Annotated in this window: 28 protein-coding genes and 1 pseudogene; 15 read left to right on the top strand and 14 right to left on the bottom strand. The window is 60.4% G+C overall.

The genetic code is table 11. The features are described 5' to 3' along the window. Positions 1-70: 70 nt before the first annotated feature. Positions 71-943, bottom strand: coding sequence for a universal stress protein (locus HAH_RS17865; RefSeq protein ID WP_014031108.1), 873 nt, complete (start codon positions 941-943; stop codon positions 71-73). Between the two features lie 401 nt (positions 944-1,344). Between HAH_RS17865 and HAH_RS17860 the strand changes: the two genes are divergently transcribed. From HAH_RS17860 to HAH_RS17845, 4 genes are all read left to right on the top strand, one after another. Continuing rightward, the gene (locus HAH_RS17860) at positions 1,345-2,109 is read left to right on the top strand and encodes an Lrp/AsnC family transcriptional regulator (protein ID WP_014031107.1); all 765 of its coding nucleotides are present in this window, start codon (positions 1,345-1,347) and stop codon (positions 2,107-2,109) included. A gap of 285 nt (positions 2,110-2,394) precedes the next feature. Beyond that, complete coding sequence (locus HAH_RS17855) at positions 2,395-2,754, top strand: hypothetical protein (RefSeq protein ID WP_014031106.1); 360 nt, start codon at positions 2,395-2,397, stop codon at positions 2,752-2,754. Between the two features lie 44 nt (positions 2,755-2,798). Continuing rightward, positions 2,799-3,509, top strand: a complete 711-nt coding sequence (locus HAH_RS17850; RefSeq protein ID WP_014031105.1) for a potassium channel family protein — start codon at positions 2,799-2,801, stop codon at positions 3,507-3,509. 110 nt (positions 3,510-3,619) lie between these two features. Continuing rightward, positions 3,620-5,179, top strand: a complete 1,560-nt coding sequence (locus HAH_RS17845; RefSeq protein WP_014031104.1) for a TrkH family potassium uptake protein — start codon at positions 3,620-3,622, stop codon at positions 5,177-5,179. A gap of 29 nt (positions 5,180-5,208) precedes the next feature. Here the strand turns inward: HAH_RS17845 and HAH_RS17840 are convergent, their stop codons facing one another. The 5 genes from HAH_RS17840 to HAH_RS17820 all read right to left on the bottom strand — a co-directional run bounded on the left by HAH_RS17840 (position 5,209) and on the right by HAH_RS17820 (position 9,676). Beyond that, positions 5,209-5,868 (bottom strand): cytochrome c biogenesis protein CcdA, encoded by a 660-nt coding sequence (locus HAH_RS17840; RefSeq protein ID WP_014031103.1) that lies wholly within the window; start codon positions 5,866-5,868, stop codon positions 5,209-5,211. 1 nt (position 5,869) lies between these two features. After that, positions 5,870-6,397 (bottom strand): TlpA family protein disulfide reductase, encoded by a 528-nt coding sequence (locus HAH_RS17835; RefSeq protein ID WP_014031102.1) that lies wholly within the window; start codon positions 6,395-6,397, stop codon positions 5,870-5,872. Continuing rightward, positions 6,394-7,071 carry an SCO family protein gene (locus HAH_RS17830; protein ID WP_014031101.1) on the bottom strand — a complete coding sequence of 226 codons (678 nt, stop codon included), beginning with the start codon at positions 7,069-7,071 and terminating at the stop codon, positions 6,394-6,396. The genes HAH_RS17835 and HAH_RS17830 overlap by 4 nt, the downstream gene beginning before the upstream one ends. A gap of 440 nt (positions 7,072-7,511) precedes the next feature. Next, complete coding sequence (locus HAH_RS17825) at positions 7,512-8,246, bottom strand: universal stress protein (RefSeq protein WP_014031100.1); 735 nt, start codon at positions 8,244-8,246, stop codon at positions 7,512-7,514. A gap of 2 nt (positions 8,247-8,248) precedes the next feature. After that, entirely contained in the window at positions 8,249-9,676 is a 1,428-nt protein-coding gene (locus tag HAH_RS17820; protein ID WP_008311883.1) for an APC family permease, read from the bottom strand. Between the two features lie 169 nt (positions 9,677-9,845). On the opposite strand from HAH_RS17820, the gene HAH_RS17815 reads away from it, so the two are divergent. Then, positions 9,846-11,087: an inorganic phosphate transporter gene (locus tag HAH_RS17815; protein ID WP_014031099.1), complete on the top strand. Its 1,242-nt coding sequence runs from the start codon at positions 9,846-9,848 to the stop codon at positions 11,085-11,087. A gap of 80 nt (positions 11,088-11,167) precedes the next feature. Here HAH_RS17815 and HAH_RS17810 read toward each other — a convergent pair whose 3' ends face one another. Beyond that, positions 11,168-12,595 carry a potassium channel family protein gene (locus tag HAH_RS17810; protein ID WP_014031098.1) on the bottom strand — a complete coding sequence of 476 codons (1,428 nt, stop codon included), beginning with the start codon at positions 12,593-12,595 and terminating at the stop codon, positions 11,168-11,170. Positions 12,596-12,647: 52 nt separating this feature from the next. Here HAH_RS17810 and HAH_RS20220 point away from each other — a divergent pair, with 52 nt between their 5' ends. Both HAH_RS20220 and HAH_RS20370 read left to right on the top strand, forming a co-directional pair. Further along, positions 12,648-12,860: a hypothetical protein gene (locus tag HAH_RS20220; protein WP_233425883.1), complete on the top strand. Its 213-nt coding sequence runs from the start codon at positions 12,648-12,650 to the stop codon at positions 12,858-12,860. Positions 12,861-12,896: 36 nt separating this feature from the next. Further along, positions 12,897-13,019, top strand: coding sequence for a hypothetical protein (locus tag HAH_RS20370; protein WP_255355560.1), 123 nt, complete (start codon positions 12,897-12,899; stop codon positions 13,017-13,019). 66 nt (positions 13,020-13,085) lie between these two features. Here HAH_RS20370 and HAH_RS20070 read toward each other — a convergent pair whose 3' ends face one another. Then, positions 13,086-13,259 carry a hypothetical protein gene (locus tag HAH_RS20070; protein ID WP_014031096.1) on the bottom strand — a complete coding sequence of 58 codons (174 nt, stop codon included), beginning with the start codon at positions 13,257-13,259 and terminating at the stop codon, positions 13,086-13,088. A gap of 188 nt (positions 13,260-13,447) precedes the next feature. Continuing rightward, positions 13,448-14,650 (bottom strand): PQQ-dependent sugar dehydrogenase, encoded by a 1,203-nt coding sequence (locus tag HAH_RS17805; protein WP_014031095.1) that lies wholly within the window; start codon positions 14,648-14,650, stop codon positions 13,448-13,450. A gap of 157 nt (positions 14,651-14,807) precedes the next feature. On the opposite strand from HAH_RS17805, the gene HAH_RS17800 reads away from it, so the two are divergent. Next, positions 14,808-15,482, top strand: coding sequence for a ribonuclease HI family protein (locus HAH_RS17800; protein ID WP_014031094.1), 675 nt, complete (start codon positions 14,808-14,810; stop codon positions 15,480-15,482). Positions 15,483-15,603: 121 nt separating this feature from the next. After that, positions 15,604-16,677: an NAD(P)/FAD-dependent oxidoreductase gene (locus tag HAH_RS17795; RefSeq protein WP_014031093.1), complete on the top strand. Its 1,074-nt coding sequence runs from the start codon at positions 15,604-15,606 to the stop codon at positions 16,675-16,677. Between the two features lie 65 nt (positions 16,678-16,742). Here the strand turns inward: HAH_RS17795 and HAH_RS17790 are convergent, their stop codons facing one another. Further along, the gene (locus HAH_RS17790) at positions 16,743-17,168 is read right to left on the bottom strand and encodes a ribbon-helix-helix domain-containing protein (RefSeq protein WP_014031092.1); all 426 of its coding nucleotides are present in this window, start codon (positions 17,166-17,168) and stop codon (positions 16,743-16,745) included. Positions 17,169-17,399: 231 nt separating this feature from the next. Between HAH_RS17790 and HAH_RS17785 the strand changes: the two genes are divergently transcribed. The 3 genes from HAH_RS17785 to HAH_RS17775 all read left to right on the top strand — a co-directional run bounded on the left by HAH_RS17785 (position 17,400) and on the right by HAH_RS17775 (position 19,962). Next, entirely contained in the window at positions 17,400-18,755 is a 1,356-nt protein-coding gene (locus tag HAH_RS17785; protein WP_014031091.1) for a sulfatase, read from the top strand. A gap of 120 nt (positions 18,756-18,875) precedes the next feature. Beyond that, positions 18,876-19,310, top strand: a complete 435-nt coding sequence (locus HAH_RS17780; protein ID WP_014031090.1) for a universal stress protein — start codon at positions 18,876-18,878, stop codon at positions 19,308-19,310. A gap of 454 nt (positions 19,311-19,764) precedes the next feature. Next, on the top strand, positions 19,765-19,962 hold the full coding sequence (locus HAH_RS17775; RefSeq protein ID WP_014031089.1) for a heavy-metal-associated domain-containing protein: 198 nt from the start codon (positions 19,765-19,767) through the stop codon (positions 19,960-19,962). Between the two features lie 109 nt (positions 19,963-20,071). Here the strand turns inward: HAH_RS17775 and HAH_RS17770 are convergent, their stop codons facing one another. Together HAH_RS17770 and HAH_RS17765 are read right to left on the bottom strand one after the other, a co-directional pair. Beyond that, complete coding sequence (locus HAH_RS17770; RefSeq protein WP_014031088.1) at positions 20,072-20,335, bottom strand: MTH865 family protein; 264 nt, start codon at positions 20,333-20,335, stop codon at positions 20,072-20,074. A 61-nt stretch (positions 20,336-20,396) separates the two neighbouring features. Then, positions 20,397-20,609 carry a hypothetical protein gene (locus HAH_RS17765; RefSeq protein WP_014031087.1) on the bottom strand — a complete coding sequence of 71 codons (213 nt, stop codon included), beginning with the start codon at positions 20,607-20,609 and terminating at the stop codon, positions 20,397-20,399. Positions 20,610-20,835: 226 nt separating this feature from the next. Here HAH_RS17765 and HAH_RS17760 point away from each other — a divergent pair, with 226 nt between their 5' ends. Beyond that, the gene (locus tag HAH_RS17760; protein WP_014031086.1) at positions 20,836-22,026 is read left to right on the top strand and encodes an outer membrane protein assembly factor BamB family protein; all 1,191 of its coding nucleotides are present in this window, start codon (positions 20,836-20,838) and stop codon (positions 22,024-22,026) included. A gap of 249 nt (positions 22,027-22,275) precedes the next feature. Beyond that, positions 22,276-22,659, top strand: coding sequence for a hypothetical protein (locus tag HAH_RS17755; protein ID WP_044952865.1), 384 nt, complete (start codon positions 22,276-22,278; stop codon positions 22,657-22,659). Between the two features lie 41 nt (positions 22,660-22,700). Here the strand turns inward: HAH_RS17755 and HAH_RS17750 are convergent, their stop codons facing one another. Then, positions 22,701-23,999, bottom strand: coding sequence for a DUF6498-containing protein (locus HAH_RS17750; protein WP_014031084.1), 1,299 nt, complete (start codon positions 23,997-23,999; stop codon positions 22,701-22,703). A gap of 319 nt (positions 24,000-24,318) precedes the next feature. Continuing rightward, positions 24,319-24,795, bottom strand: coding sequence for an SHOCT domain-containing protein (locus tag HAH_RS19390; RefSeq protein ID WP_129756327.1), 477 nt, complete (start codon positions 24,793-24,795; stop codon positions 24,319-24,321). 266 nt (positions 24,796-25,061) lie between these two features. Between HAH_RS19390 and HAH_RS17740 the strand changes: the two are divergent. Continuing rightward, positions 25,062-25,256 (top strand): annotated as a pseudogene (locus tag HAH_RS17740) (DUF393 domain-containing protein); the annotation flags it as partial. Positions 25,257-25,363: the final 107 nt, after the last annotated feature.

The following is a 25,363-nucleotide window of genomic DNA, read 5'->3' as shown; positions in this document are numbered from 1 at the left end:
GTAGGACAGTCGCGCCGCGGAGACCAGCATCACAGCAAGGTCAAGTTCCGGAGCACTCAGCCTGAATCGGTCAGTTTCGCTCGAAGCCGAATCCCTCATCACCGCCATCTCGCTGGACGGTCAGTACTGCGTTTTCGGATTCGTCCGTGACGGCCGCAGTCACCGAGCCCGTGACGAACTCCCGGAGGCGGCTCTGGGTCGGTTTGCCCATCACTGTGACATTGTAGTGAGCGGACTCGTTGATAATTGCCTCCGCGACATCGGGTGCTTCGAGATGCCACGTATCTACTGTGACTGCCTCGGGGAGGCGGCTTCGTGCTGTTTCGAACAGCGTCGATGCTCGTGCCACCGCAGTCTCGTCTTTCGTTTCGGACACATGGAAGAGGTCGACAGGTGCATCTGCACCCATCGCTAACGCGCCGCCGACGACAACGCCGAGGGCGGAATGCGTGCCCTCTGCAATCGGGACAAGTACCGACGAAATTCCCGAGTCAGCCCGTGAGTACGTGACTGAGACCACATCACACGATGCTTTCTTTCGCATCCGGTCGGCTGCGTCACCTCGGAGCCCCTCGCCGAATAATTCGGGCGTGTGCTCGTCCAGTACAGCCAACTGGACGTGGCGCTGCTGTGCGACGTTGATTGCTGTCTTGAGTGGCGTGTCGGTCTCTTCGACGATCAAATGCGCGTCAGCGGTGTGCGTCTCGTCCAGTCGCGCCTGCAGTAGCTTTCGACCGACGGACGTGGTCTCCGAACTCCGGGTAGCATCACCCGTGAACAGATCGAGAACGAGCAGTTCCCCGCCGACACCGTCTGCAATGTTCAGTGCCGTCTCGAACGTGAAGTCGTCGTGTGTCCCGAAAATCGGATAGAGGATTCGTTGTGGTGGCGCGGTATCGGACCGCTCCAGAAACTCCTGCAGACTAGTTTCAGCGTGAGCCATGCTACGTACTGATTGTTTATCCGCAATAAATACGCCGGTAGATTGTGCATACCGTAGTATGTATCGAATGCAATTCATATTCGCCAAAGAGCGGCGGCAGCGACACCCGAGCACAAGCGAGCGTAGTGAATGGTGACCCATAGACCGGAACTCGGGGCCAGTTCGGTTGCAAAAGCTGTCCCGATGAATAGTCCAGCGGAAATGTAGTTTGCCGCTTCCAGAGTTCCGGACGCCGACCCGGCCTGGATACCAGTATTTGAGAACCGCACGACCGCTGTGCACCGCCACAAACGTTATCACGCTGTCAGCGTCAGCATCCGCTCGTCGTGATTTCGAACCACAGGCCGGCGTCCGTCGCGCTCAGGGGAAAAAGGGATTGGCACGCACCCTGTAGTCCCCGTATGAGTCGGCGTCTCGACGAAATCGACAGGCGCATCATCCACGCGCTGCAGCAGGACGCTCGGAACATCTCGGCCCCGATGGTCGCGGAGGAGATGGACGTCTCTCCGGGGACGATTCGCAACCGCATCAATCAGCTCGAAGATGCGGGCATTATCAAGGGGTATCACGCCGATATCGACTACGAGCGGTGTGAGAGTCGCTTGACCAATCTGTTCGTCTGTAACACCTCTGCGAGCGAGCGGGAGAACCTGGCCAGAAAGGCGCTCACGGTCCCCGGTGTGGTGAACGTTCGGGAACTCCGGACCGGCCGCGGCAACCTCCAGATCAAGGCCGTCGGCGAGGAAATGAGTGACCTCACTCGGATCGCCCACCAGCTCAGCAAGCTCGGCCTGGAGATCGAGGACGAGGACCTGATTCAGGAGGAGTATTTCACGCCCTACGAACCGTTCGGGCCGGACGGCGCGAGCAAGCAGGGGGCGATGACCGACATGGTGTCACTCTCCGGCGGCGCGGAAGTGGTCGACGTGACCGTCAGTCCGGAAGCCCCGATTGTGGACACGACACTTCGTGATGCGAACGAACAGTCACTACTCGACGAAGAGGTCCTTATCATCGCTATCGAACGAGGTGACGAGATGATTACGCCGAAAGGCGATACAGAAATCCGTGCCGGCGACCTTATCTCCGTGTTTGCTCGGGACGGGGTACCCGAGTCGACGCTGGACGCGTTCGGTGAGACGAACGAACCGATTACGCCGTCGTAAACCCTGTCTGGTGACCGTTCTCCCGACGCAGGGTTTTGTACTGAATTGCACATCGCGCTTTTTTTGACCGCGTTCGAGCAGGCAGCCACTACAAGCGCTGATACCATATCCCAATTGACAGTATTTCGGAGTGCTGAATTTAGTAGGCATAAAATACGTATTCAGTAGTTAATCGGCAACACTTATTACGAGTCAGTATTCTAGCAGTGACTACGATCTCAGCAACAGCAGGGATAGGAGGCCGGAAGATGCGCCGACTGTCCGTACGAGGTACGCAACGAATATATGACTGTACTCGATACCCAACCGCCTGAAAGCGTCCCCGAGGAAGCGATCACTGCACTGCAGGACAGTAGTGACAGCCAACTCAGCGATATTGTCCATTACGCACAGCAATTGCTCCGCGAACACCCGCCGCTCACTGAGGCTATCGAAGCCCGGGAGGGCGAGACACTCGTTCGGACGGAGGACCACGGGGCATACACGATTGTCGTCGTGAAACGGCCTGACGAGACCGGAGAGGGGCGTGGCCCCTTCGCCTACCGTGTCCAGTGGGAACCCGATATCGAGGGTGAGGGCGGCAAGTACCGGTGGCACTATCTCGGGGAAGTCTTCGATTCGGAGCGGACGGTGAGTGAGGCGTGATCCCTGGTGTCTGCGGATTTTACAGCACCTAGCACACAGAACATATGTACATAATCACTGTCGGAGCAGGCGATATCGGAACGCCGCTCATCGAGATTGCAACGGGAACCGGAAACGAAGTCGTCGTCATCGAGCGGGACGCGGCGAGGGCGGACGAAGTCGCCAGCGAGTTCGACTGTATGGTCCTCAACGCGGATGCGACCGTCAAAGAGACGCTTGAGGATGCCGGTGCCGACCGCGCGGATGCCATCATCACGACGACGGACCAGGATGCGACCAACGTCATGGTGTCCCTCCTGGCACAGGAACTGGAAATCCCCGCAATCGTCTCGGTCGTCCACAATCCGGAGCACATGAACCTCTTTAAGCAGATCGGCGTCAATACGATGGAGAACCCACAGCGCCTCATTGCGGAGTCACTCTTCCGGTCCGTCGACCGGCCATCGATTGTTGACTACATGCGGGTCGGCGACGTTGCCGAAGTGTTCGAGATTACAGTCACCGAGGCGGCACCGATTGCCGGGCTGACACTCATTGAAGCCGACGAGGAGGGACTGTTGGATGCCGATACGCTCGTTGTCGCGATTGAACGGAAAGACGCCGACGCACCCATCACGCCCCGAGGGCAGACCCGTATCGAAGCAGGCGACCTGTTGACGGTGTACTCCGGATCGGGGGCGACGCCCGAGGTGACGGACATCTTCGGCCATTACGAAGACCACGCAACGAACGATTCGAACGGGTTCGGCCTATGAGCAGTCCGTTGCCCACCACTCTGAGAATCCGGTGACCGATATGCCGATGATGAGACTTCGATTACGCCGCTGTTTCCGCCTCGGTTGTCGGCCTAGTCGTTATTGCTAACATGATTGTAAACGGACGAACCGTCGGACGTGACGTCGGTCGCATCGTGCAAGCCATATCGTTGATGATGGTGATCTCGGTTCTCGTCGCAGCGGTAAACGGCGAGTTCTTCGCGGTTCCGGCCTTCATCATCTCGGCGCTCGTCATGGCCGCTCTCGGGAGCGGACTCGTCTGGCGCTATCAGGACGCCGAGCCGCCGGAGAAACGCGAGGCGATGGTCACCGCAGCCACAGCATGGGGACTTATCGGTATCCTCGGCGGCCTCCCGTTCCTCCTCATCGCATGGACCATCCAGCTCGACCCGCTCCCCGTCTGGATGAACACGCCAGCGATGGATGAGACCACAGCTGTGTTTCTCAACCCGCTGGATGCCGTGTTCGAAAGCATGAGCGGTTTCACCGGAACCGGGCTTACGGTGGCCGAAACCGAAGAGCAACTGCCGCGGTCGCTGCACTGGTGGCGGTCGTTCATCGAGTGGGTCGGTGGCGTCGGCGTGATTGTCCTGACCGTCGCTATTCTTCAACGCGGCGGCGGGAGCAGTGGCTCGTATACGCTCTACGAGAGTGAGGCCCGCTCCGAGAAGATTCATCCGAGCATCGTCACCACCGTCCGGGAGATCTGGAAGATCTTCGTCGGACTGACACTCGGCTCGATTGCCCTGTTCCTGCTGGCTGGCATGCCGTTATGGGACGCTATCAACCACGGGATGACCGGTATTGCGACGGGCGGCTTCTCCGTTCACTCGGCGTCGATTGGCTTCTACGACAGCCCGTTGATCGAGTACGCGACGGTGCCCGTCATGGTCGCGGGTAGTATCGCCTTCCCCATCCACTATCTGATCTTCAAAGGCGAAATACGGAACCTGTACGCCGACTTACAGACCCGGTGGGTGTTTATCTGGTTTACCGCTGGCTCCCTCGTCCTGACGGGGATTCTATACGCGAACGGTCAGTACGCGACACTCGAAGAGACGTTCAGGGTTGCGCTGTTCCAGTTCGTCTCCGCGACCTCAAACACCGGCTTCGGAAGCGCGTCAATCGGCGGCGGGACCGAGCAGGTATGGAGTGCGGGCGCGACACTGTGGGCCTGTCTCGGGATGCTCACTGGCGGTGCAGCAGGGTCGACAGTCAGCGGCCTCAAGCTCATCCGAGTGGTAACATTAGTCAAGGGGACCGTCTGGCAGATACAGGACGTGTTCCGCCCGCAAACCGCTATCAAGTACTTGCAGATCGGCGAGCGCCGTCTCAGCGAAGAACAGGCACAGCGCGAGTACACCGAAGCGACGGTCGTGTTCATCCTCTGGATTACGTTCCTCGTCATCGGTGTCGCGGTCCTGCTCCGCGTTCTCTCACCGGCTCACCCGCTCGAATACGTCATTTTCGACGTGATGAGCGCACAGAGCAACGTCGGCCTCAGCAGTGGCATCACTGGGCCAGATATGCCCGACACTGCGAAGGCTATGCTGATACTCAATATGTGGGTCGGCCGGCTCGAAATCATTCCCATCGCCGTACTGATCGGGTCGGTCCTGCAGCGACTCGATTTGTACCGACGCGGGTGACCAGTGCATCCACGCGAACGTAGCGCGGACTACAAGACACCGAGTTCGAACACTGCGAGATAAATCTGTCCGCCGCCGGCTACTATCATCACGACGGCTGCAAGCTGGTGCATTCGTTGCAGGTGCGTACCAACGGTGCGCCAGAGTTCGATGCCAGCGCCCGCAAGGAGTGTCACACCGACAAGCGGAATTGCTACCCCGAGCGCGTACACCGCCAGTACGAGAACGCTTGTGCGGAGTGGCAACGCGAGGGCCTGAGAGACCACACCGAAGAACAACGGGACGACACAGCCCGCTGCAGCGACCGCGTACACAGCACCGAACACACCGAACCCGGTTACCGACGCCGGTCGTGCTGGTAACGGGACGCGGAGTTCTGGCTCACTGTTCAGGAGCATCACGACGCCGAACGCGATCAGACCGAGTCCGATTACCGGTTCGAGCATCGGGAGTGCGTTTTTCAGTGGCTGCCCGAGTGCGAGGACGAGCAGCGCGACGAGGGTAAGCGCAAGGAGTGCCCCACCAGCAGCGGCGGTGGCAGGTGGTAGCATACCGACATCTCGGTCGCTCTCGTTCATGTAGTACCCGATATACCCCGGGAGCAGCGGGAACGCACACGGCGCGAAAAACGTCGTGATGCCTGCGCCCGCGGCGAACGCGAGTGTCCCGAGTACGGCAGCTCCGGCCATCTCACACCAGTGCGTCGAGTTCGTCTCGAAGCGTCCCTTCCCCGGCGAGTCCGCTGTGGCCGAACTGGACGGTCCCGCTCTCGTCAGTAATCGCGATGTACGGGAGTCCGTTCGCCCCGAGTGCCGCCAGCAACTCGCTTCCGGGGTCGAGGCCGACAGTCCAGACACCGCCGTTCCGGTTCCACCACGCGCTGATGTCAGCCCTCGTCAGTGTCTCGCTGGGCCGCTCGTTCGTCACTGAGACGAACGACACGTCAGTGTACTCGGGCTGCATCGCGTTTAGTATCCGGAGTTGGTCGTCACAGGGCGCACACCACGTAGCGAAGAGGTCGATCACCGTGACAGTTCCCGGGGTCGGCACGGCTGTCTCGCCTGCCGACGAGCCGTGTGCATCTAGCGTCTCCACGCGGATCGGAAGCTGTTCTGTGTTCCCGGTCTGGCTACCCGACAGCCCGTTCTGGGCAACCCATAGACTCCCACCGGTGAGACCGAGCCCTGCCATCGCTGCCACGACCTGTCGGCGGTTCACGCGTTTCTCACCGTGTTCAGGTCGGAAATGATGGTTTCTTCGTCCGGCGACTTCGAGCGGTAGGCACGCTCGACGAACCCATCAGCGTTGACCAGGAGCGTCAGTGCTGTGTGCGTGAACATGTACATATCCATGTCCTCAGGTTCGGTTCGCTGGAACACAACCCCGAACTGTTCCTGTATGACATCCTTGGCTCGCTGCTTCGACGCTGGCCGAAGGAACTGCCAGTTCTCGCTATCGACGTCGACGTTCATCTCGTCCGCGTACGCCCCGAGTCGTTCTGCAGTGTCACGAGCGGGGTCGAAGGTCATCGGGAGGAACCGGACCGCATCAGCGTAGCCGTTGTTCTGTGCGTGGCTCTGAATGTTCCGCTGGGTCGAGATGAGAACGGGGCACACGGTCTGGCAGTGGCTGTAAAAAAACGTGAGGAGGGCTGGGGTTTCAACGTCGCGCAGTCGAATCTCTGTGGATTCGGCCGGCGCAGGGACACTCACGTCCGGAATCTGCTCACCCCACGCAGGATACGGAACGTCGCTGCTCTCGAACTCGCGGTCGGGCTCTTCGAGGACGACATCGGGGTTCGAATCCCCGAAGCGACCACCACCGAGACACCCGGCGACTCCAACAATCGTTCCAACCGCACCGGTCGATTTGAGAACCGTCCGTCGGCGCATATGCGGTACTTGCGCCCTCTAATATTTGGCTAATCTGGTGTGACTCTCGTAAACCGTCTCTCGCCTGCTTTCGCGTGGTTTCGGACTCTGGGAACGGTAAAAGTACAGCGAAGCAAAGGAAATGGATTCCGGCCCGGTGTGACTCCGGTGCCTTGGAGTGACTCCTGTATTGGGAGTACGTATCACAGCTTACCGAGAAGCCGTGTACCTCGAACTATCTGGCGATCACAGCCGTGTATTACAGTTCCTCCCGAAGGATACTGGCCGTTCGCAGTGTGGCACCGTCGGCGTCTCCGGACGCCCACTGAACCGATATGTCGTCCTCACTGTACCGTGAGATAACATGGACGTGAGCGTGGCAGGCGTCTATCCGTGGTCGGTGGTGAACTGAACCCGGGAGGGCTATCATGCACCAACGACCACTTAGCCGACTGGGTGAGTTACTCGTCCTCGTCCTCCGGAGCGGGTTCGCGCTGGACCACGAACACCGGCCCGAGAAATCGCTCGGCGATCTGGTCGGCAGGCATCCCGAACACGAACGTCGCCAGGGACGGGTCGGTTTCACCCATGACAACCGTATCGAACGAGTCAGCTATGTCTGCAATCGCGTCGAGGGGATCCTGATCGCGGTCGATACGGGTCTCGACCCTCAAGGGGTCCATCCCGAACTCCGCCAACCGATCCGCCATCCCCCCGAGGAGTGTCTGGATATCGTCGTCCGTCGTGTCTTCATCCGCAACGTGATACAACGTTACGTCGGCGTCCATCTCTCCGAACACACTCGCGACGACACGGGCGAGGCGGTCGACCCCGATGGCCCCGCGGACTGGGACTAGCACGTCTTCGACCGGCCCCGTCGCGTTCGGAACGAGGACAGCCATGCAGTCGTGCTCAGCAATCATACGGTCGATGGTCTTCTGGCCGTCGTGGGTGAACACGAGCCGCCGCTCGACAGTGGCTCCGGCTCCCTCGAACATGGCTTCGTAGTCATCGAGCCGTTCCAGGGCCCGGTCCTCGAACTGCATCCGCGCCTGTCCGGGAGCAGTCTGTTCCGGGATGACGTGATACCCCAGCAGGACAATGTGAGCGTGTGCGAGAAGTTCGGGGACACCCTCGGGGACCGATTCCCCTTCGAGCACGCGGAGCGGAACGAGTATTGATGGTCGGTCCGTCATAATCAGATGTCTCCTTTGAGTGTCACGTCCCCAGCGTAATAACGGTACCAGAGATACGAGGCGAGCATGACCACGATGCCGATACCGATTGACGCGGGCTGCATGAAGACGATTAGTCCGAAACTCGCGAGCGCGCCCACGACCGGGACCACCGGATAGCCCGGCACCTGATAGCTTGGCGAGTACCATTCCGGGTTCCGACGGCGCAACACGATCAGGGCGATACACATCAGCCCGTACATAATCAGGTGGAGGAACGAAGCGACTTCGGCGAGGAGTTCGACCCGCCCAGTCGCGACGAGGACGAGGATCGGGCCGCCAGCGGAGAGCAGTGCGACGTGTGGTGTGCCGTAGCGGAGGTTGACCTCGCTCGCCTTTCTGGGGAGCAACGCATCGCGGCTCAGAGCGTACACTGCCCGCGAGGCACTGAGAATCGACGCGTTCGCGCTCGAAAACGTCGCCAACAGCCCGGCACCCAGGATCGCGACCGCACCGGGTAGCCCGAGGAAGTCACGGGCGACTTCGACCATCGCAGTCTCCCCGAATTCCCCCAGCCGATCAGCACCGAACGCGCTGGTCGCGACGAAAATCGTGACAACATAAAAGACGGTAACGATCAGGACCGAGCCGACCATCGCCAGCGGGAGGTTCCGACCCGGTTGCTTGATTTCACCCGCGACAGTTGCGACCTGAGCGAACCCCAGATACGACGTGAACACGAGCGCAGCGGTCGTCAATACTGGGAGGTACCCTTTCGAGAAGAACTGCTCCGGCACGGTGCCGCCACCGAATACGCCAACAGCGTCGAGGACACCGTAGGAAAGGAAGCCCGTGAGTACGACGAGGAGAACCCCGACCACCACGTTCTGAATCTTCGCGGTATTTTCCGTGCCGCCGATACTCAATGCAGTCAGTGCGGCCCCGAACAACAGTCCGATGCCGATGACCGGACTGAACGGGAGCGCGACGTTGAGCTCGGCGAACACAGCGCTCGCGTAGTGACCGAGCCCGACCAGATAGAACGCCGAAGCGAACATCAGCCCCAGCCACAGCCCGAGGCCGACGATTGCGCCGTAGGCCGTCCCCATCCCCCGCGAGATGAAGTAGTAGCCGCCACCACTTCGGGGCATCGCCGTGGCGAGTTCGGAGGTCGGCAGCGCCACAAGCAACGCGATCAGGCCGCCGATCGCAAAGGAGAGCGTGGCTGCGAGCCCAGCGTTGGCGGCCGCCAGCCCTGGAAACACGAAGATTCCGGCCCCGATCATCGTCCCGATTCCGATTGCCAGCCCGCCAACGAGCCCGATAGTCCGTTCGAGTTCGACGTCGTCGTGGACGACCGCGTCGTCGGTGACGGATTCCGGCTCCTCGGCGGGTGCCTCACCGGCGACGTTCTCGCCTCCCGGTTCGACGTCGACAGGCTGGTCAGTCATATGACAGGGATAGTTTCACCTGTCGGATAAAACCGCCGACGGAATGTGTGACCGACGCCGCGGGTAGCACTGGTCGGCAGCCTCGTACAGGATCAAACCTCTCAGCACCGAAGACAGATGAACAGGCCATTATGCCTGTATCCGAAATGGTCCGTAGAGGATCATATTCATGGTCTCGCTGCTTCTCGTCCTCGGTTTACTCGTCGCCGGGTTTGTGGGATTTAACATCGGCGGTTCGTCAACAGGCGTCGCGTTCGGGCCGGCTGTCGGGAGCAAGCTGGTCAGGAAGGTAACAGCGGCGGCACTGTTCAGCGTGTTCGCGTTCATCGGAGCGTGGACAGTCGGCCGCAACGTCATCGTCACGATGAGCGAGGGGATCGTACCGGCCGCACAGTTCACCCCGGTAGCCGGTGTCGGCGTCCTGTTTTTCACTGGCCTCTCGCTGCTGGTTTCAAACATCTATGGCGTCCCCGCATCGACCTCGATGACGGCTGTGGGGGCGATTGTGGGGCTCGGACTCGCGACGGGATCACTCAACGAGGCGTTGATGTTTACAATCGTCTCCGCGTGGATCGTCGCCCCGCTCATCGGCCTCGTCATCGGGGCGGCCATCGGTCGGTACGCCTATCCGCAACTCGAAGCTCGACTGTCGTTTACGCGCCTCGAACGGCAGTTGGTACAGATCGACCGGTCGGGCCGGTTCCCCCGCCTCCGCCTCAACAGAAACGCGTCCCCCCGTGACCTCATCGGGTCGGCGCTGGTGTTGGCCATCGCCTGTTACATGGGTTTCAGCGCGGGGGCCTCGAACGCTGCGAACGCAGTCGCCCCGCTGGTCGGCAACGGGGCCGTCAGTATCGATCAGGGCGTGCTCCTCGCGGTCGCAGCCATCAGCCTCGGTGGGTTCACCATCGCCAGACGCACTCTCGCAACCGTCGGCGACGGCATTACTGACCTACCGATTCTGGCAGCCCTCATCGTCTCCTCCGTCGGTGCGACGATCATCACCGTCCTCTCGTACTACGGCATTCCGGCGAGCCTCGCGGTGAGCACGACCTGCTGTATCATCGGTCTAGGGTGGGGCCGAGCGAGTCGCGCTGTCACGCTTACGGAACTCGCGACGCCACCATCCGAGTCCAAGCCGGGGCCGAATCTCAGTACTGGCGCTCTCGCCGCCCCATCAACCGAGGAAGAGAAGCCAGCGGGTCCAACTGTGGGCGAACTCGCAGCCGGAGAGTCCCCTACCCCCGAGACGTCTCCATCAGTCCCAGCCATTGGCGAGGAGGACATCGAGGAACTGACCGCCGAGAACCTGTTCGATCCGGCAGCGACGAGCCGGATCGTCATTCTCTGGGTCCTCACGCCGTCGCTGTCTGTCGTCGGGTCGTACCTCCTCTTCGCTCTCCTGCTGTGAGCCGGTCATCCGACCGGCCCCGTCGGTGATTTGGGAAGTACTTGGACCCAGGGGCCGCCCTCGGTCCGCAGGAGAGCCCGTCAGACGAATGTCGACTGGAACCGACTGATGTTCTCGTCGATTCCGGCGACGATGAGTTCGTCCCCGGATTCGATCACGAACGACGCGGCAGGGTTCGTGATGACACGCCTCTCCCGTTCGGCGGCGACGACGGTACAGCCGGTCCGGTTACGGATGTCGGCATCAGCGAGCGATTTGCCGACAGCGTCCGTGACTGTCGTTCGAATGAGTTTCAGTTGCGTTCCCGGGGAGAGGATTTCCTCGTCGAGTACGATTGACGCGAGCATCCGCCCGCTGACGGCGGCGAGCGAGAGCACGTAGTCGGCACCGGCGCGGTACAGTTTCGACACGTTTTCGTGCTCGTTCGCTCGGGCGATGATTTCTATCCGGGGGTTCAGTTCACGAATCGCGAACGTCGCGAAGATAGCAGCCGTGTCGTCGGGCAACGCGAGGACGACAGTGCCGGCGTCCATAATGTCCGCCTTACGGAGGACATCGCGGTCCGTCGCATCGCCGACCACGTCGACCGTTGGGTGGTCCTCGGGGTCAATGGTCGTGTATTCGAACCCGGCATCTGTGAGCGAGCTCGTGACGGACCGTCCAACGACACCCATCCCCGCGATGACGACGTCTCCCCGACGGTGCCAGCCCTCGAACAGCGTCATCTCCTTCAACTGGTCGAGTTCCGTCTCTCGCCCGGTCGCAACGAGCACACTTCGGGCGTCAAATCGGACATCCGGCGGGGGTGGACTGTGGAAATTCCCCCGAACCCACACCCCGATGATGGCGGCACCTGTCCGCTCGAAGATACCGCTCTCGGCGATGGTCTGGCCGATCAGTTCGCTGCCGCTCTGGAGCGGGAACTCCGCGATGTCGAAGTCTTCGTCGATTTCGACGCCTTCGATAGCTTCGGGGTCGAACGTGCCGATGGCTTTGCCCGCGAGCTGTTCGCCCAGTATTCGCTTGGGCGAGAGGACATGATCGGCCCCGGCGAACCGATGGTAGTCCGCGGTGGTCGGATCTTCAGTCAGGCTGACCGTCCGTACCTCGGAATCGACCTCCCGAGCCGAGAGGAGGACGCTCGGGTTGGTTTCGTCGTCGACGTTTGCGATCAGGGCGTCGGCGTGCTCGAGTCGGGCACGCTTGAGGGCCGCGTCCGACTCCGGATCTCCGGACATAACCGTATACCCTGCCGCGTGGAGTTCGTCCGCGGCTTCCCGATCCTGCTTGATGATGACGTACTGGACGCCGCGTGCGGTGAGTTCGTCGATGAGAACTTCTTCACGGGGCCCGTAGTTACAGAGGACGACGTGGTTATCGAGCCCACGAACCGAGGCGGGGGCACTGGAGGTGAACGCGTCCTCGAAGAGCGGGACCACGAGCACCGGGAGGGCCGCGAAAATAAGCACGAGTCCCGAGAGTGCCATGAGTGAGACGAGGTAGTTCATCTGCGGGCTCGTCCACGGGGCGTCCCCAGCCGTAGCCGACGGTGGTGACCGTTTGAACGACGACCTCTACCGAGCGGTACAACGGCTGGGGCCGCCCCTCCCATGTAGCCATCCCGTAGTTGTAGAGAACCACGAACCCAGAGAGCACGCTGACGACGATGGCGAGATAATAGACGATGAGCCGCGTTCGCCGGTCCATGCTTCGGCATCAGGTGTCAGACCCATAATAGCCACTCCCGAGAGGGAGCGGTTCAATCACCGGTGAGCTGCCAACCGACTCATCATCGAGGTCATGGGGAGTGTGGCACTCGCCGAAAAGGGACTCGAATCGGGCGACCCGATCAAGCCCAAGGAACCGCTCGGTTCCACCGAGGAAGCCGAGACGCCCGCCGACGACTACCCTCACAGGCGTTCATATCGGTAGAGCAGTACAGCCCCGCAAACCGCTCTACCTCATCCTGATACCGGACCCCATGTCGCGTTTCCGATATCAGACGCTATCGGCGGTTTCCGATCCGTCGCTATCCCGCCGTGCGAGTAGGATGCCGGCAATGAAACAGGCAGCCCCCAGCCCGTAGAGGCCATAGCTCAGAGGTGCCGAGACGAGGAACCCTGCGACGATCAGTACTCCGAACGCGGCGTGCAGAATCGCAGTCTGGTTCACAGCCAGTGTAGCGGGTTCAGAAGCAAAAATGGCGCGGTACCGGCCTCGCTGGTCGAGTCTGATCGATAGGGATCTGTGGGAGTATGGGACCAGAACGGCCCCGATCACCGTTGGTGCATCGCTCCAACACTAATTCAGATTACGGACACAGGTCGCCAGCCCACACGGTTGTCGCCGAATCACTCGATTCAGGCGGGGCGGAGTCGCACGATAGGTGCGTCAGACGAGTCGATTGCAGCGAGGACGTGTCCGGTTTCGGGCTCGACCACCACGTCGCGGATGCGCCACCCGCGGTCGGCGAGGAGGGGCGTCGCTTCTTCGACTGTTCGCCCATCGACGGTGAACCGGGCGAGATACTGTGAGGCCAGCCCGCCGACGAGCAAGTCGCCGGTCCACTCCGTGAAGGCGTCACCGGTGTAGAACGTCGTGCCGCTGGGCGGGAAGCCACCCGATCCGCAGTCCCACGAATACACTGGTGCAACAACGTCGTCGCGCTCCGCGTGGCTGACGCCGATCGGATCGCCGCTGCCGTAGGTACAGCCCTCGTCGGCGACCGGCCAGCCGTAGTTGGCGCCCCGTTCGACGATGTTGATTTCGTCGCCGTCCTGCTCGCCGAACTCGGTCTGCCAGATGTCGCCGGTGTCGGGGTGGACGGTCATCCCCTGGGCGTTGCGGTGGCCGTAGCTGAATATCGAATCGACCGCGTCCGGGTCGTCGGTGAACGGGTTCGCGTCGGGAATCCCACCCGAGGGCGTCAGCCGAAGCGTGGTCCCGAGTTCGTTCGTCCTGTCCTGCGCGACGTGGTCGGGCCCGAAGTCCTTGAACTGTCTGTCGCCGACAGTCACGTACACCAACCCGTCCGGGCCGAACACGACGCGAGACCCGAAGTGCCCGTCAGAGTCGATAAAGGGCTCCGCGACGTGCAGTTGTTCAAACGTCTCGAACTGCGCGTCAGCGGCGTTCAGGCGACCACGGCCCAGATGTGTCGCCGACGCACCGCTGTCGTTGGCTTTCGAATATGTCAGATACACCCAGGCCGGGTCCGGAAAGTCGGGGTGGAGCGCCGCATCGAGCATCCCGCCCTGACCGCTCGCGTACACCGACGGTGCGCCAGTGACAGGCGTAATTGTTCCGTCGGCCGAATCGACCACCACCACGCGGCCGACGCGCTCTGTGACTAGCAACTGTGAGCCGTCGGGCAGCGGCGTGACGCTCCAGGGCGATTCGAGTCCGTCGGCGACGGTCTCGACAGCCGTCTCTGAACCGTCGGCCTGTCCGGAAGCCGTCGCTGTCGCGCCGTCCCCTTGCTGGTCGTCACTGGGGGCACTACAGCCTGCGAGTGTTCCAGCGGCCGTGAGCCCGCTCACAGCGAGGAACGTCCGTCGGTCCATTGTAGCTACAGCTACGGTCGCGGGGCTGTTAACTGCGGTCCCGATTGGTTTATCAGAAACCCGACTCATCAGTAGCCGGTACTCACGGGACGCATCCTGCCATCCCTCGCCTATCGCGGCGAAGTGTCTTTTAGCCACCCGCAGCTACGCATTATTGATGGACCGTCACAATCAGCCAGCAGGTGAGAGAGAGCGTCTGCCAGCGGAGACGCTCTCGCCGCTGGCGACGCGGGTCGACGAGCTGCTGGCCCTGTATCGATACGAACTCACCCCCGCTATCGATGCGATCAATGCTGCCGTCGCTGGCTACGGTGGCCTGTTCGACCCGGAGACATCCGCCGATGAAATACGGACCGCAATCGACGAGCTTGTTGTATCTGGCCCGCCCCCGTCACAGCAGGGCGCGGCTACCTCCGACGTGGCACAGGTAGTGCTCTATGTGGACGGCAGCGCACACAGTAACGGGCCGGCCGGTGCCGGTGCTGTGATTCAGGCCGATGAGACACCGATTGCCCGACTCGGGCGTCCGGTCGGCTCTCGGACGAACAACAACGTCGCCGAATACGCCGCCCTCCATCTCGGACTGCGGGCACTGGCGGCACGGTGTGACCCAGAGACGGTCGAGATACGCATCGATTCGATGACCGTCATCAACCACATCTGGGGTAACAAAGAGAGCACCGTGAAAGCGACGCCGTACAGCACGGCGATCACTGACCACCTGTCGGCGCTGCCCGCCCACGAATGGACGCATCTGGCCGACAGTGATCCGAACCCGGCTGATGCACAGGCGACGGTCGGGGCCGACATCGCAGCCCTCGGCCCTGGGTGAGACAGGGGTGCCAGCGAGCCTGTCGTTCGCGTCGCTCGCGGAGCGTAACACCAGCGTCGAATTGCTGTGTAGATGGCCGCTGTTCTGCTGTTTTTATTCCTCGAGCACGTATTCTGTGTTAATGTACACCGATGGGCGGTACGACTATGACGTGGCCGTGGTCGGCGGCGGGCCGGCCGGGCTGACGAGCGCACTGTACACCACCCGACTGGGGATGGACACGATCGTTATCAACCGCGGTGGCGGCCGCGCCGCGATGATGACCGACACGCACAACGTCATCGGCGTCACCGAGGACGTTTCGGGGAACGAATTCTTAGAAACTGCACGCGAGCAGGTGCAGGATTACGGCGGGACCTACGAGCGGGGCTTCGTCGAATCGGTCGAACCACTCGCCGACGACAACGAGGACGGGTTCACCGTGACGACGAGCGACGATGAGTTGGCAGTAAAGCGAGTCGTCCTTGCGACCGGGTTCGCCGACGAACGTCCGGATCCGCCGCTGCCGCGGACCGGGAAAGGGCTGCACTGGTGTCTCCACTGTGACGCGTTCATGTTCGTCGGCGAGCCCGTCTTCGTCATGGGCACCGGCGAAGCCGCGGCCCACGTCGCGATGATTATGCTGAATTACACCGACGACGTGGACATACTGACTCGCGGCGACGAGCCGGAGTGGAGCGACGAGACGCAGACGATGCTCGACAATCACCCGGTCGATATCGTCGATACAGAGCTGTCGGGCAAGCGGACTGACGACGACGGCTGGCTATCAGCGTACGAGTTCGAGGACGGGAGCGTTCGGGAGTACAAAGGCGGCTTCCCGATGCTGGGATCGGACTACCACGCTGAACTGGCCGACGAACTGGGACTCGATAGAAACGACGACGGGACTGTGGCCGTCGACGACCACGGCGAGACCAGTATCTCCGGCGTCTACGCCGTCGGAGATCTGACGCCGGGCCACAATCAGATCCCGATCGCCATGGGTGAGGGCGCGGACGCGGGCATCGCGATCCACAAAGACCTCAGGAAGTACCCCCGTTCAGTCGACGACATCAAGTCCGAGGGTGCAGTCGAGGATGTGGACGTTCCCGCGGTCTCCGAAGAACTGTTCGCGACAGCGCTGACGCACGAAGGACACGCCGCCGGGCCACATTCGGAGGCGACGCCAGAAGCCCGCGCTGACGACGACTGACGCGCCGTAGAATAGTTCAACCGGAGAGGCGACGAGGGAGCCGAGTACCGGCTCCGGGAAACGACCTATTCGTCTTCGGTTTCGCGCTGTCGGTAGGGTTCGAGCAAGTCGTCAAGGAGCAAACAGCGGGGGTCGGTGACGGGGTACGCAGTGTCGATATACTCCTCTGCCGTCTCGATGTCACCGCGGATCGCGAACTGCCGGACGCGCGCCGCGTTTTCGTAGAAGTTCTCGTTGATCTCCGGCGACATCTCGGCCCCGCTGGAAGCCGGCTGGTGCTGGAAGACCTCTTTCTGTAGCTCGTCGAAATCAACCATCTCGGGCTCGTAGTCCTCGATCTCCGAAAGGACGTACTCGACAGCGAAGCGTTGAAACTCGGACTTGTTCGAGAAGACACCCTCCGCTACCATCTCCTCGACGCAGTCCATCACCGTTTCGGGAAACCGGACCGTCGATTTGACCACGTTGTTGGTATCAGACTGTCGACCCATATAAAATATACTCACGCGAGGCCCGACCCAGTGCGTCTTGAGAGTATAGCGTAGCTCCAGCAGCGACGAACTACCTCGAAGTGGTGAGAATATCGCGAGCGTCTTGTATCGCAGCGAGAGACAAATCAGACGCGTACTGGTAGAAGATCTCGGTGCTGGTCACTGGTGCTGTCGTGAAAGATAGCGGTTACAGAACATACTTTTGCCGTGGATACCTTCTAAAGCCTGACAATGGGTCGCCCGAACGTGTTACTCGTCGTTCTTGATTGTGTCCGTGCGGCGAACACCTCGCTGTTGGGTCATCGACGCAGGACCACCCCCTTTCTCGAAGCGTTCGGTCGTGAGGCGACGGTGTACACGCAGGCACGGACAACCGCGAGCTGGTCGTTGCCGGCCCATACGAGCCTGTTCACCGGAGTTCCGGCGGAGGGCCACACGCTCAAGATTACCGAACGGCTGCAGCCCGGCCAGACGATCTTTGATTTCCTCCACAAGGAAGGATACGAAACTGGCGTATTCACCGAGAACCCGTATCTCACCGTTCATCCATCCGGGCTCAGCGACAGCTTCGAGACCGTCGTCACGGAACGGCCCGATTCAACAGACGTTGACGACCCGTCCGAAACCCGCAACGGTGTCGACGGCTTCTGGTACGCCGACGAGCTGACTGAGTGGGTCGACGAGCAAACTGAGTCCTGGGCCGCGTGCCTCAATCTGATGGACGCGCACATGCCGTACGCGACGCGGGACGCCTACGACGAGTGGGGCGCGGACCTGTACTGGGGAATGCACGACGAACTCCCGATCAAGTGGGAGTGGAGCGTCTACGGAGAGCAACTCCCGCCGGGCGTCGGACAGCTGCTCGAACCGCTGTACGACGGCGCGATTCGACAGACTGACGCTATTCTGGAGCAGGTGATTGGTGACCTGGAAGCACGCGGCGTTTTAGACGACACGCTGGTCGTCATCACGGCGGACCACGGTGACGGATTCGGAGAACCCCCACAGGCCGCCACAGAGCCACCCGCGGTCATGCACGGGATGGGCACGCAGGAGGAACTGTTTCACGTCCCACTCGTCGTCCGAGGACCGGGGCAGACCGAGAGCCGGCGAATCGAGTCCCTGGCGACGCTGTCACGGTTTCCCGATGCCGTTCTGGCCGCCTTTGACGGCGAAAAGGACGACTCCGGATGGTTCGTCGCCCCCGACGGACAGACCACTGCGTACCAGGCACCCCCGACCGGGCAGACGGCAGAGTACGCCGAGCAGTACACTGACGAGCCGGACCGGTTCCAACAGCCGGCGTCGCTCGTGTACCAGAACGGACCCGGTGACACCGTATACAAGCGCGCAGCGTGGGGAGCGGATGAGTACGAAGCGGTCGTGCGGGGCCGGCGGTCCGAGCCCAGCGACGGCACACCTATCGATCGCCCACCGTCAGACGTTGTCGCTGACTCCGCAGAGCAAAGTGAGACACTCGACATCACCGAACTCGCTGCCGGGGAGGACGAAATGGCAGAATACGATATCGATGGCTTCGACGACGTCGACCTCGAGTCGCGGTTGGAGCGACTCGGCTATCTCTAAGTCGGTGCCACGCAGGCCTGCACCGAGCATCGTCCGCCACAATCGTGGTACGGCTGCCGTGTTTGCGATGCCTGAACAGAATCGAAAGGGATGTTTGTGACAACTTGATTTGTACGAACGATGTATAGCGATATTCTCGTTCCAACGGATGGGAGTGCGTCAATGAAGCAGGTACTGGAACACACAATCGACATTGCCGACGGGCGGGACGTCACCGTCCACGCGCTGTATGTCGTCGACGACCGAGCGTTCCTGTCGATGGATGACAAGATGCAGGACGAGGTGCTAGAGAACCTGCGAACGGAGGGCGAAGAGGCCACGTCGGTCGTCCGAGACACGCTGGAACAGGAAGGAATCGAGGTCTCGACGGCTATCCAGCGGGGCAAACCAGCAGACCGCATCGTATCGTACGTTGCTGACGCCGACATCGACCTGGTTACGATGGGAACGCAGGCAGACAAGTACGAAAAGAACATGCTCGGGAGCACAGCGCAGAAGGTCGTCACGAAGTCGTCCGTTCCGGTACTCACTGTTGACGTTTCCGAGTCGGACTAGGTGTGTAGTCACACACTGGCCGCAAGCAGTTCTCCGGCGGTAGCGATTGTTACGGGCTCGACGGACCGTGGTGCGACTTGAGCAGGCCAGAACAATCCCATCACCCGTCGCTTAAAGGTTCCAGCAGCCGCGTCGCTCTTGGACTAGACCCGCTGCCAATCGGCTGTGAGAGCTATGGACACGCCTCGGCGGTACTTATTGTCGGTCAGAACCGGATACTGAGATGAGTTCCGCTATCGGCGAGACTGGCCGAGCGCTACTGGGCGTAAATCTGGAACGGTTCGATACTTCTCTGTGTTGAGTATAGATCCAAGTATTGATAATAATCTCATATAGAAGCACTATGTATTGAATTGTTGAAACCAACTATACTTATCCAGATGTCACTATTAGGTGCTGTTCTGGCGGGTAAGTCGTAACCCAGAAGTTCTGCGCATCCTTCGTCAAAACTGCTATGTCTACGACGTTGACCGTCGAAGGGATGAGTTGTGGTCACTGCGAGCAAACCGTCGAGGAGGCCATCGAGGCGCTCGCTGGTGTCCAAGGCGCTGAAGCCGACAAAGACGCCGAGCAGGTGTCTGTCGACGGCGACGTCAGCACAGAACAACTCATCGCCGCTGTGGAGGACGCGGGGTATGACGCAAAGGCCTGAGGCAGTCCCACCGCGAATACTGTTGTAGCTGTTGTCGACACGACTTCGTTAGCTACTGCTGAGTAGCGACTACCCATCACGCAGTCAGGCGGTGTGAGGAAAGTCCCGCTCAGTCAAACAGCCCCTCTTCCCGAAAGCCAACCATCAGATCGTCGATAAGGGCTGCAGCTGTCTCGTAGGGATAGTCCTGATACTCAGCGTATTCTGTGCCAAAATCCATCACCCCCACGCTGACGTCCCCTGCTTCGAACGTCGTACTTGGGCCGTCCGGCAGAACTGGCACCAGCTCCATCGGTTCCTCGACGGGGTATTCGGCGCTGGTGAAAACTGCCTCTAATTCCGCTCTAAGCTGTTCGGCAGTGTCTTCTGTCATAGTGGAGACTTGGTTGAGAAAGACAAAAGGCTTGTTCTGTGACAACGGTAGGAGTAGCGGATCACTCGGTATAGCCGAGGTCGCGGAGGTTTTTCAGGATCTCTTCGTCTTCAACGGCAGTATCGATGGCTTCGTCCACGATATCCTGTCGCTGTTGCACTACTTGGAGAAGCTGTCGCGCACTTCTGAGTTTGTATCGGACATCGGGGTCGTCCACGTCGTCGAAAGCGCCCTCCAGCAGTTCGTCAATTGTGGCGAGTGTCGTTTCAGCCATAGAACCGCTATTGGGAGTGATTTACTAAGTTTTGCTGGATTTGCCCGTGAAGTGAGCCTTGATTAATAGGAGAGAGTCTCCCACACTGTTGCTCAGAGTGTGTGTGAGTCTTCTGGAAAACCGGAAGCTGAAATTCTTGCATATTGAGATATCATATTAACATTTTTTATTGAGCTATCGAAATGAGCAGTCGATGCCCTCCACGTTGCGGCGGACATTCCTCGGAATGGTCGCCACTGGATCAGTCGCCAGCATCGCTGGCTGTTCGTCGTCGTGCCCTGACGACGGCGCACCAGACCCATCGCATACAGTTGACCCGGGAGTCAACAGCGCCGGCTTCGAGACAGTGCCCGACGGCTCGTGGCCGTTGCCGCGGTTTGACACGACGAACACAGGCTATGCGCCGGTCGGGATGGAAACCACGACGCCGTCGGTCAGATGGCACGCAGATATTTCAACATCGTCTGGTGGCGGTGAAACCGCCGGTGCAAGCGCGGGGGTTGTCGCCGACGGAACTGTCGTGCTAACGACAGCGACCGGTGTCGTCGCCCTATCGCTCCGTGACGGCACAGAACAGTGGCGGCGCGATCTCACACCGGCGACAGTTCCGTCAGTGGTCGACATTGGAGACGAACCAGCGCCGCCGGTAATATCCAACAGTCGCGTCTTTCTCGCGACAGCGGACAGTGTCACTGCACTTGAAATTGGAGATGGATCTGTTGCGTGGCGAAACACCGACACGGCCGGGGCAGGCGTTCCGACAGTGACTGATGACGCCCTGTTCGTTCCCACGACTGACGGGGTAGCGAGATTTGCGACCGACGACGGACGCCGGCAGTGGACGGCGACCGCCGACGGGACGAGGCTGGCCGCAGCCGACAGTACCGTCGTCATCGCCGGTGAGAAGATAACGGCAGTGGATGCCGCAGCCGGCGAGGTCCAGTGGGAACACTCGGACCGACCTTCGGGATACCCCGTCGTCTCTGACGGGACCGTTTATGTGAGCGGTACGTACGGCGACCTGATAGGTCGGTCACTCACCGACGGGACCGAGCAGTGGCGTCTCGACGACAGACGGTCACTCGAATTTCCGGTCGTGACGCCCGATAGCGTGTACGCAATCGAGCGCCCCGGTGAGTCATCCAGCGCGACGTTCGCCTTCGACCGCGTCGATAACGGGCCACCGAAGCCCCGGTGGTGCTCCGAAATCAATATCGGTGGCGCGGTGACTGCCGCGGCTGACGACGCTGTGTTCACATTCCAGAGTGACGATGGCCTCACCGCGTTCACCACGCGCCTCGGCGAGGCAGTATGGCAGTATCCGGCCGAGTATCAGGCTGTCTCACTGGCGGTACTCGATGGCGGAATCGTGAGCGTGTCGCCGGACGGAACCGTCGTGGCTCTCGGAGGTGAGTGATCCGCTATGTGGCGTCGCTCATATCGGCTCGCCGGTCCGATCCTCGGTTTGAGTGCAGTCTGTCTGCTCATCACCGCGGTGCCGCTCGAACTCTGGCCGACACCGCGGCCGGGTGATTCGTATGTGTTCAACCCACCGGCGTTTAGCGCAATTTGGGTACAACGGACGCTCAGGCCGGGACTCATCATAAGCGCGAATGCGCTGCTGTTAGTCGGGCTGAGCACAGTACTCAGGCGTGACAGCGCGTCGATGTCTCGCTTGCAGCGCGCGTTCGCATTCGGCGCTCTCTTTGGGACTGGCGGCTGTGTGCTTGGAACGCTGTTGTTCACCACAGCCGGCACAAACGATATCGGGAGAGAAATAACCGCCTTCCTCATCTGGGCTCTTGCGATCCCGTTCGTAATCCTGGGACTCGTCGGCTGGGGCATCGGCTACCTGCGGGCAGACAGTACTCGACTCGGTGCCGCCCTCACTGTCCCACCAGTACTCGCTGTTGCGTACATCGGTCTCTCGATGGCAGGTGTCGACTTCTCACCCGTTGGCAGGCTGCTGTTGATTATCCCGACGAGTGGCATGGCGCTTGTCGTCGGCTACGACCTGTGGACCGACAACACCGTCTCCGAGGAAAGATAACGGGGCCAACGGCGACCTGTTCCAGACAACGAACAGCCGACTCACCCAAGTAACCCAGCCCGACCAGGGATTACCTGTTCTGAACGCTCGGGTTGGCGGTCAAACACCGCGACGACCGAGGCGGCATCGGGTAGATGTGGTAGTATATACTCCCCCTCAGCGTGTTCGATAGTAACCGTCTCTGTTCCGAGCAGCGAATCGAGCGGCGTCTGCTCGACGCGGAGGCCACTTTCCTCCCACGACTCGATGCGCCAGAGTGCCGTGCCGAACAGACAGTCATATGCGACGAGCGCACCAGCGTCAGGGTCAATCCGGTATTCGATTGTCCCGTATCGCAATAGCTGATCGAGACACAGCAGGAGAGCCGGGACGCTAACGCTTGCGAGAACGATCACGGCGACGATGTCCCACGCACTGCCAATTGCAAACAGGACCGCAACGAGCAGCCCCATGCCACCGAGAAACAGGCTTCCTGGGTGATACGGAAACCGGAGGAGGCCGCCGATGACCCGTCCCCAGCAAACTGGACGCACCCGCTCAGGTGCATCAGTGAGCGTCCCGTCGACGGAGCGAGCCTTCGGCGGGGCCGTTTGCCAGCCGTATTCCTCATCGTATGTCTTGAAATAGACGACAAGACGGTCGCTGTAGACGCCCAGGAGGTCGGACGTGAATTTGAAACAGACGACCATGAGTAGCAGTGGCAGTCCGACGACAGTCGGATCAAGACTGCCGAGTTCTGCTTCAGGCCCCTCCGTAGCTGCTGTTATCAGTGCCAGCGTGAGTATGCCGCCGAAAAAGACGGTTACGATCCGAGGTAACAGTCCTCGAAACGCCGTCGTCGAGTTGTGTTTCCGATACTCCCCGTTGTAAAAGTAATTCCGTACCGTTGTGATTCCCGTCAGAACGAAAATCCCGATAGTCGCCAGCAGCACACCAGTTACCGTCTCTGTACTGGGTTCCGGCAGTGGACCGATGAGCAGGCCCCCAGTAAACAACCAAACGACTGCCAGAATTAGAACGGTAATTGGGAGCGCGAGTAGCGTCGTGAGATAGACTCGTAAACCGGTTCGCGGGACGGAGAGGGCGAACTGTCGTTCCGCCAGCGGGCCCATAAGCAAGGTGCTGGTCTCAATATCCGGCGGGCGACCAGCGAACACTGCCCGAACGAGTGCCCAGACCGAGTCGACGCCGAGCTCGAACCAGTACAGAAACAGCAATGCAGCCGCACTCCAGTCAAACAACCCGACGCCAACGACGGGGAGAGAATTCGAGACGATGGTGCTGAGGAGTTCTGTCCGACGGCTATTCTCCGCGTAGAGAACCCGTCTGGTGAAGGGCATTATCCGTGGTGACGGCTAATGGCATATGAACGAAACGATTGCACGGCCAGCAGTGTGCTACGCTACAAGCGGAGTTTCAGTACGCTGGCGACCTCCTGAATCGCGGATAAGACTGGCTACGCACTGCCATCGAATGGATTATAGAACGCTTCGTATGCACTGTTGGTCTCATCAGGGCTTGCGTGTCAGAGACAGCAGATACGCTCGCATTCCAATTACCGGTCAGAACAGGTCGGTAGCGGTCAGTACAGGCCGTACGCTTGCCAAAGTCTGGGTCCCATCCTGAGCTAACCGCCGGTCTAGTTACACGGAAACTGACTCACCGGCTTTGTTCAGTGTTCAGTTCTGCTGTGGATGGAGAATCAGCGCTGGCCGCGCTATCTACTAAATTGTCAAGCGGTGTCGGTTCTGACTGGTCACGCTGATCAGTGTCTTCGGATTGGAGCAGCGTATTCAACCGATGTTCGAATTCCTCGTCAGTGATTGCCCCCGTTGCGTACTGCTTGCGAAGTATGTCGATCGCTGAAGCGGTATCTTCGTCTTCTGTGCCTCGGTCAGTAGTGTTCGATTGCTCACTAAGCGTGTAGAACAGATATATCGAACTCAGAATGAATCCGGACCCAAGGAGGAACGAGATAAACGCACTCGCTGACACATAACTAGGATGGAGGACATAGTTTCCGACTCTGATAAGCCAGCTACTCAGGAATATCACACCGATCACGAAGCCAGATACAGCCAAATTAGCCCGCTTCCGTGGATGTTCGGGAATTAACCGAGCTATCCGATTATACATGACTTCGTTCTGTCCGGGATATCTTTGGAGGACATTCATATCAAAGAACACGTTGTTGATACAAAATGTTTTCTCATACCACCTGATCGACCGGATTGGTGGCTGTGACGATAACGGAGACACGCAGCACAGCCAATGTGACAGTGTAAAATCTGGACCGTTGCTGGGCGGCGTAACAGTCACTCCGGACGTGCTCTGAACGATTGACTCGACCGAGTGTGGTCTCCAATCCAACGATATATTCGGCGAGAACCCCTAATATGTGTATGGCCAGATATGGCTCGGTTCTCAGTTACGACGGGGAGTGTCCGTACTGCTCGGTGGCTGCGAAAGCCCTCGAACAGGTCGAGGATATCGGTGCCATCTCGTGGTATGAAGAGTCGGCCCAGTCGTTTCTGACGGCCCAGTTCGACGACCCACCGTTCGCGATGGTACTGATCGATCAGCCGGCAAAGCAGGTGTGAGCCGCCAGCGCCGGACCTCTCGGTGTGTGTTGAACCCGACCAAGCCTTTCAGGGTGAGTTGCTGGAGATGTGTCGTGACATACGGTTTCGGGGCCGCAAGGCGT

Source organism: Haloarcula hispanica ATCC 33960 (assembly GCF_000223905.1).
Taxonomy (GTDB): Archaea; Halobacteriota; Halobacteria; order Halobacteriales; family Haloarculaceae; genus Haloarcula; species Haloarcula hispanica.
Note: the sequence above shows the minus strand (reverse complement) of the source record. Positions and strands in the feature narration are given on the sequence as shown.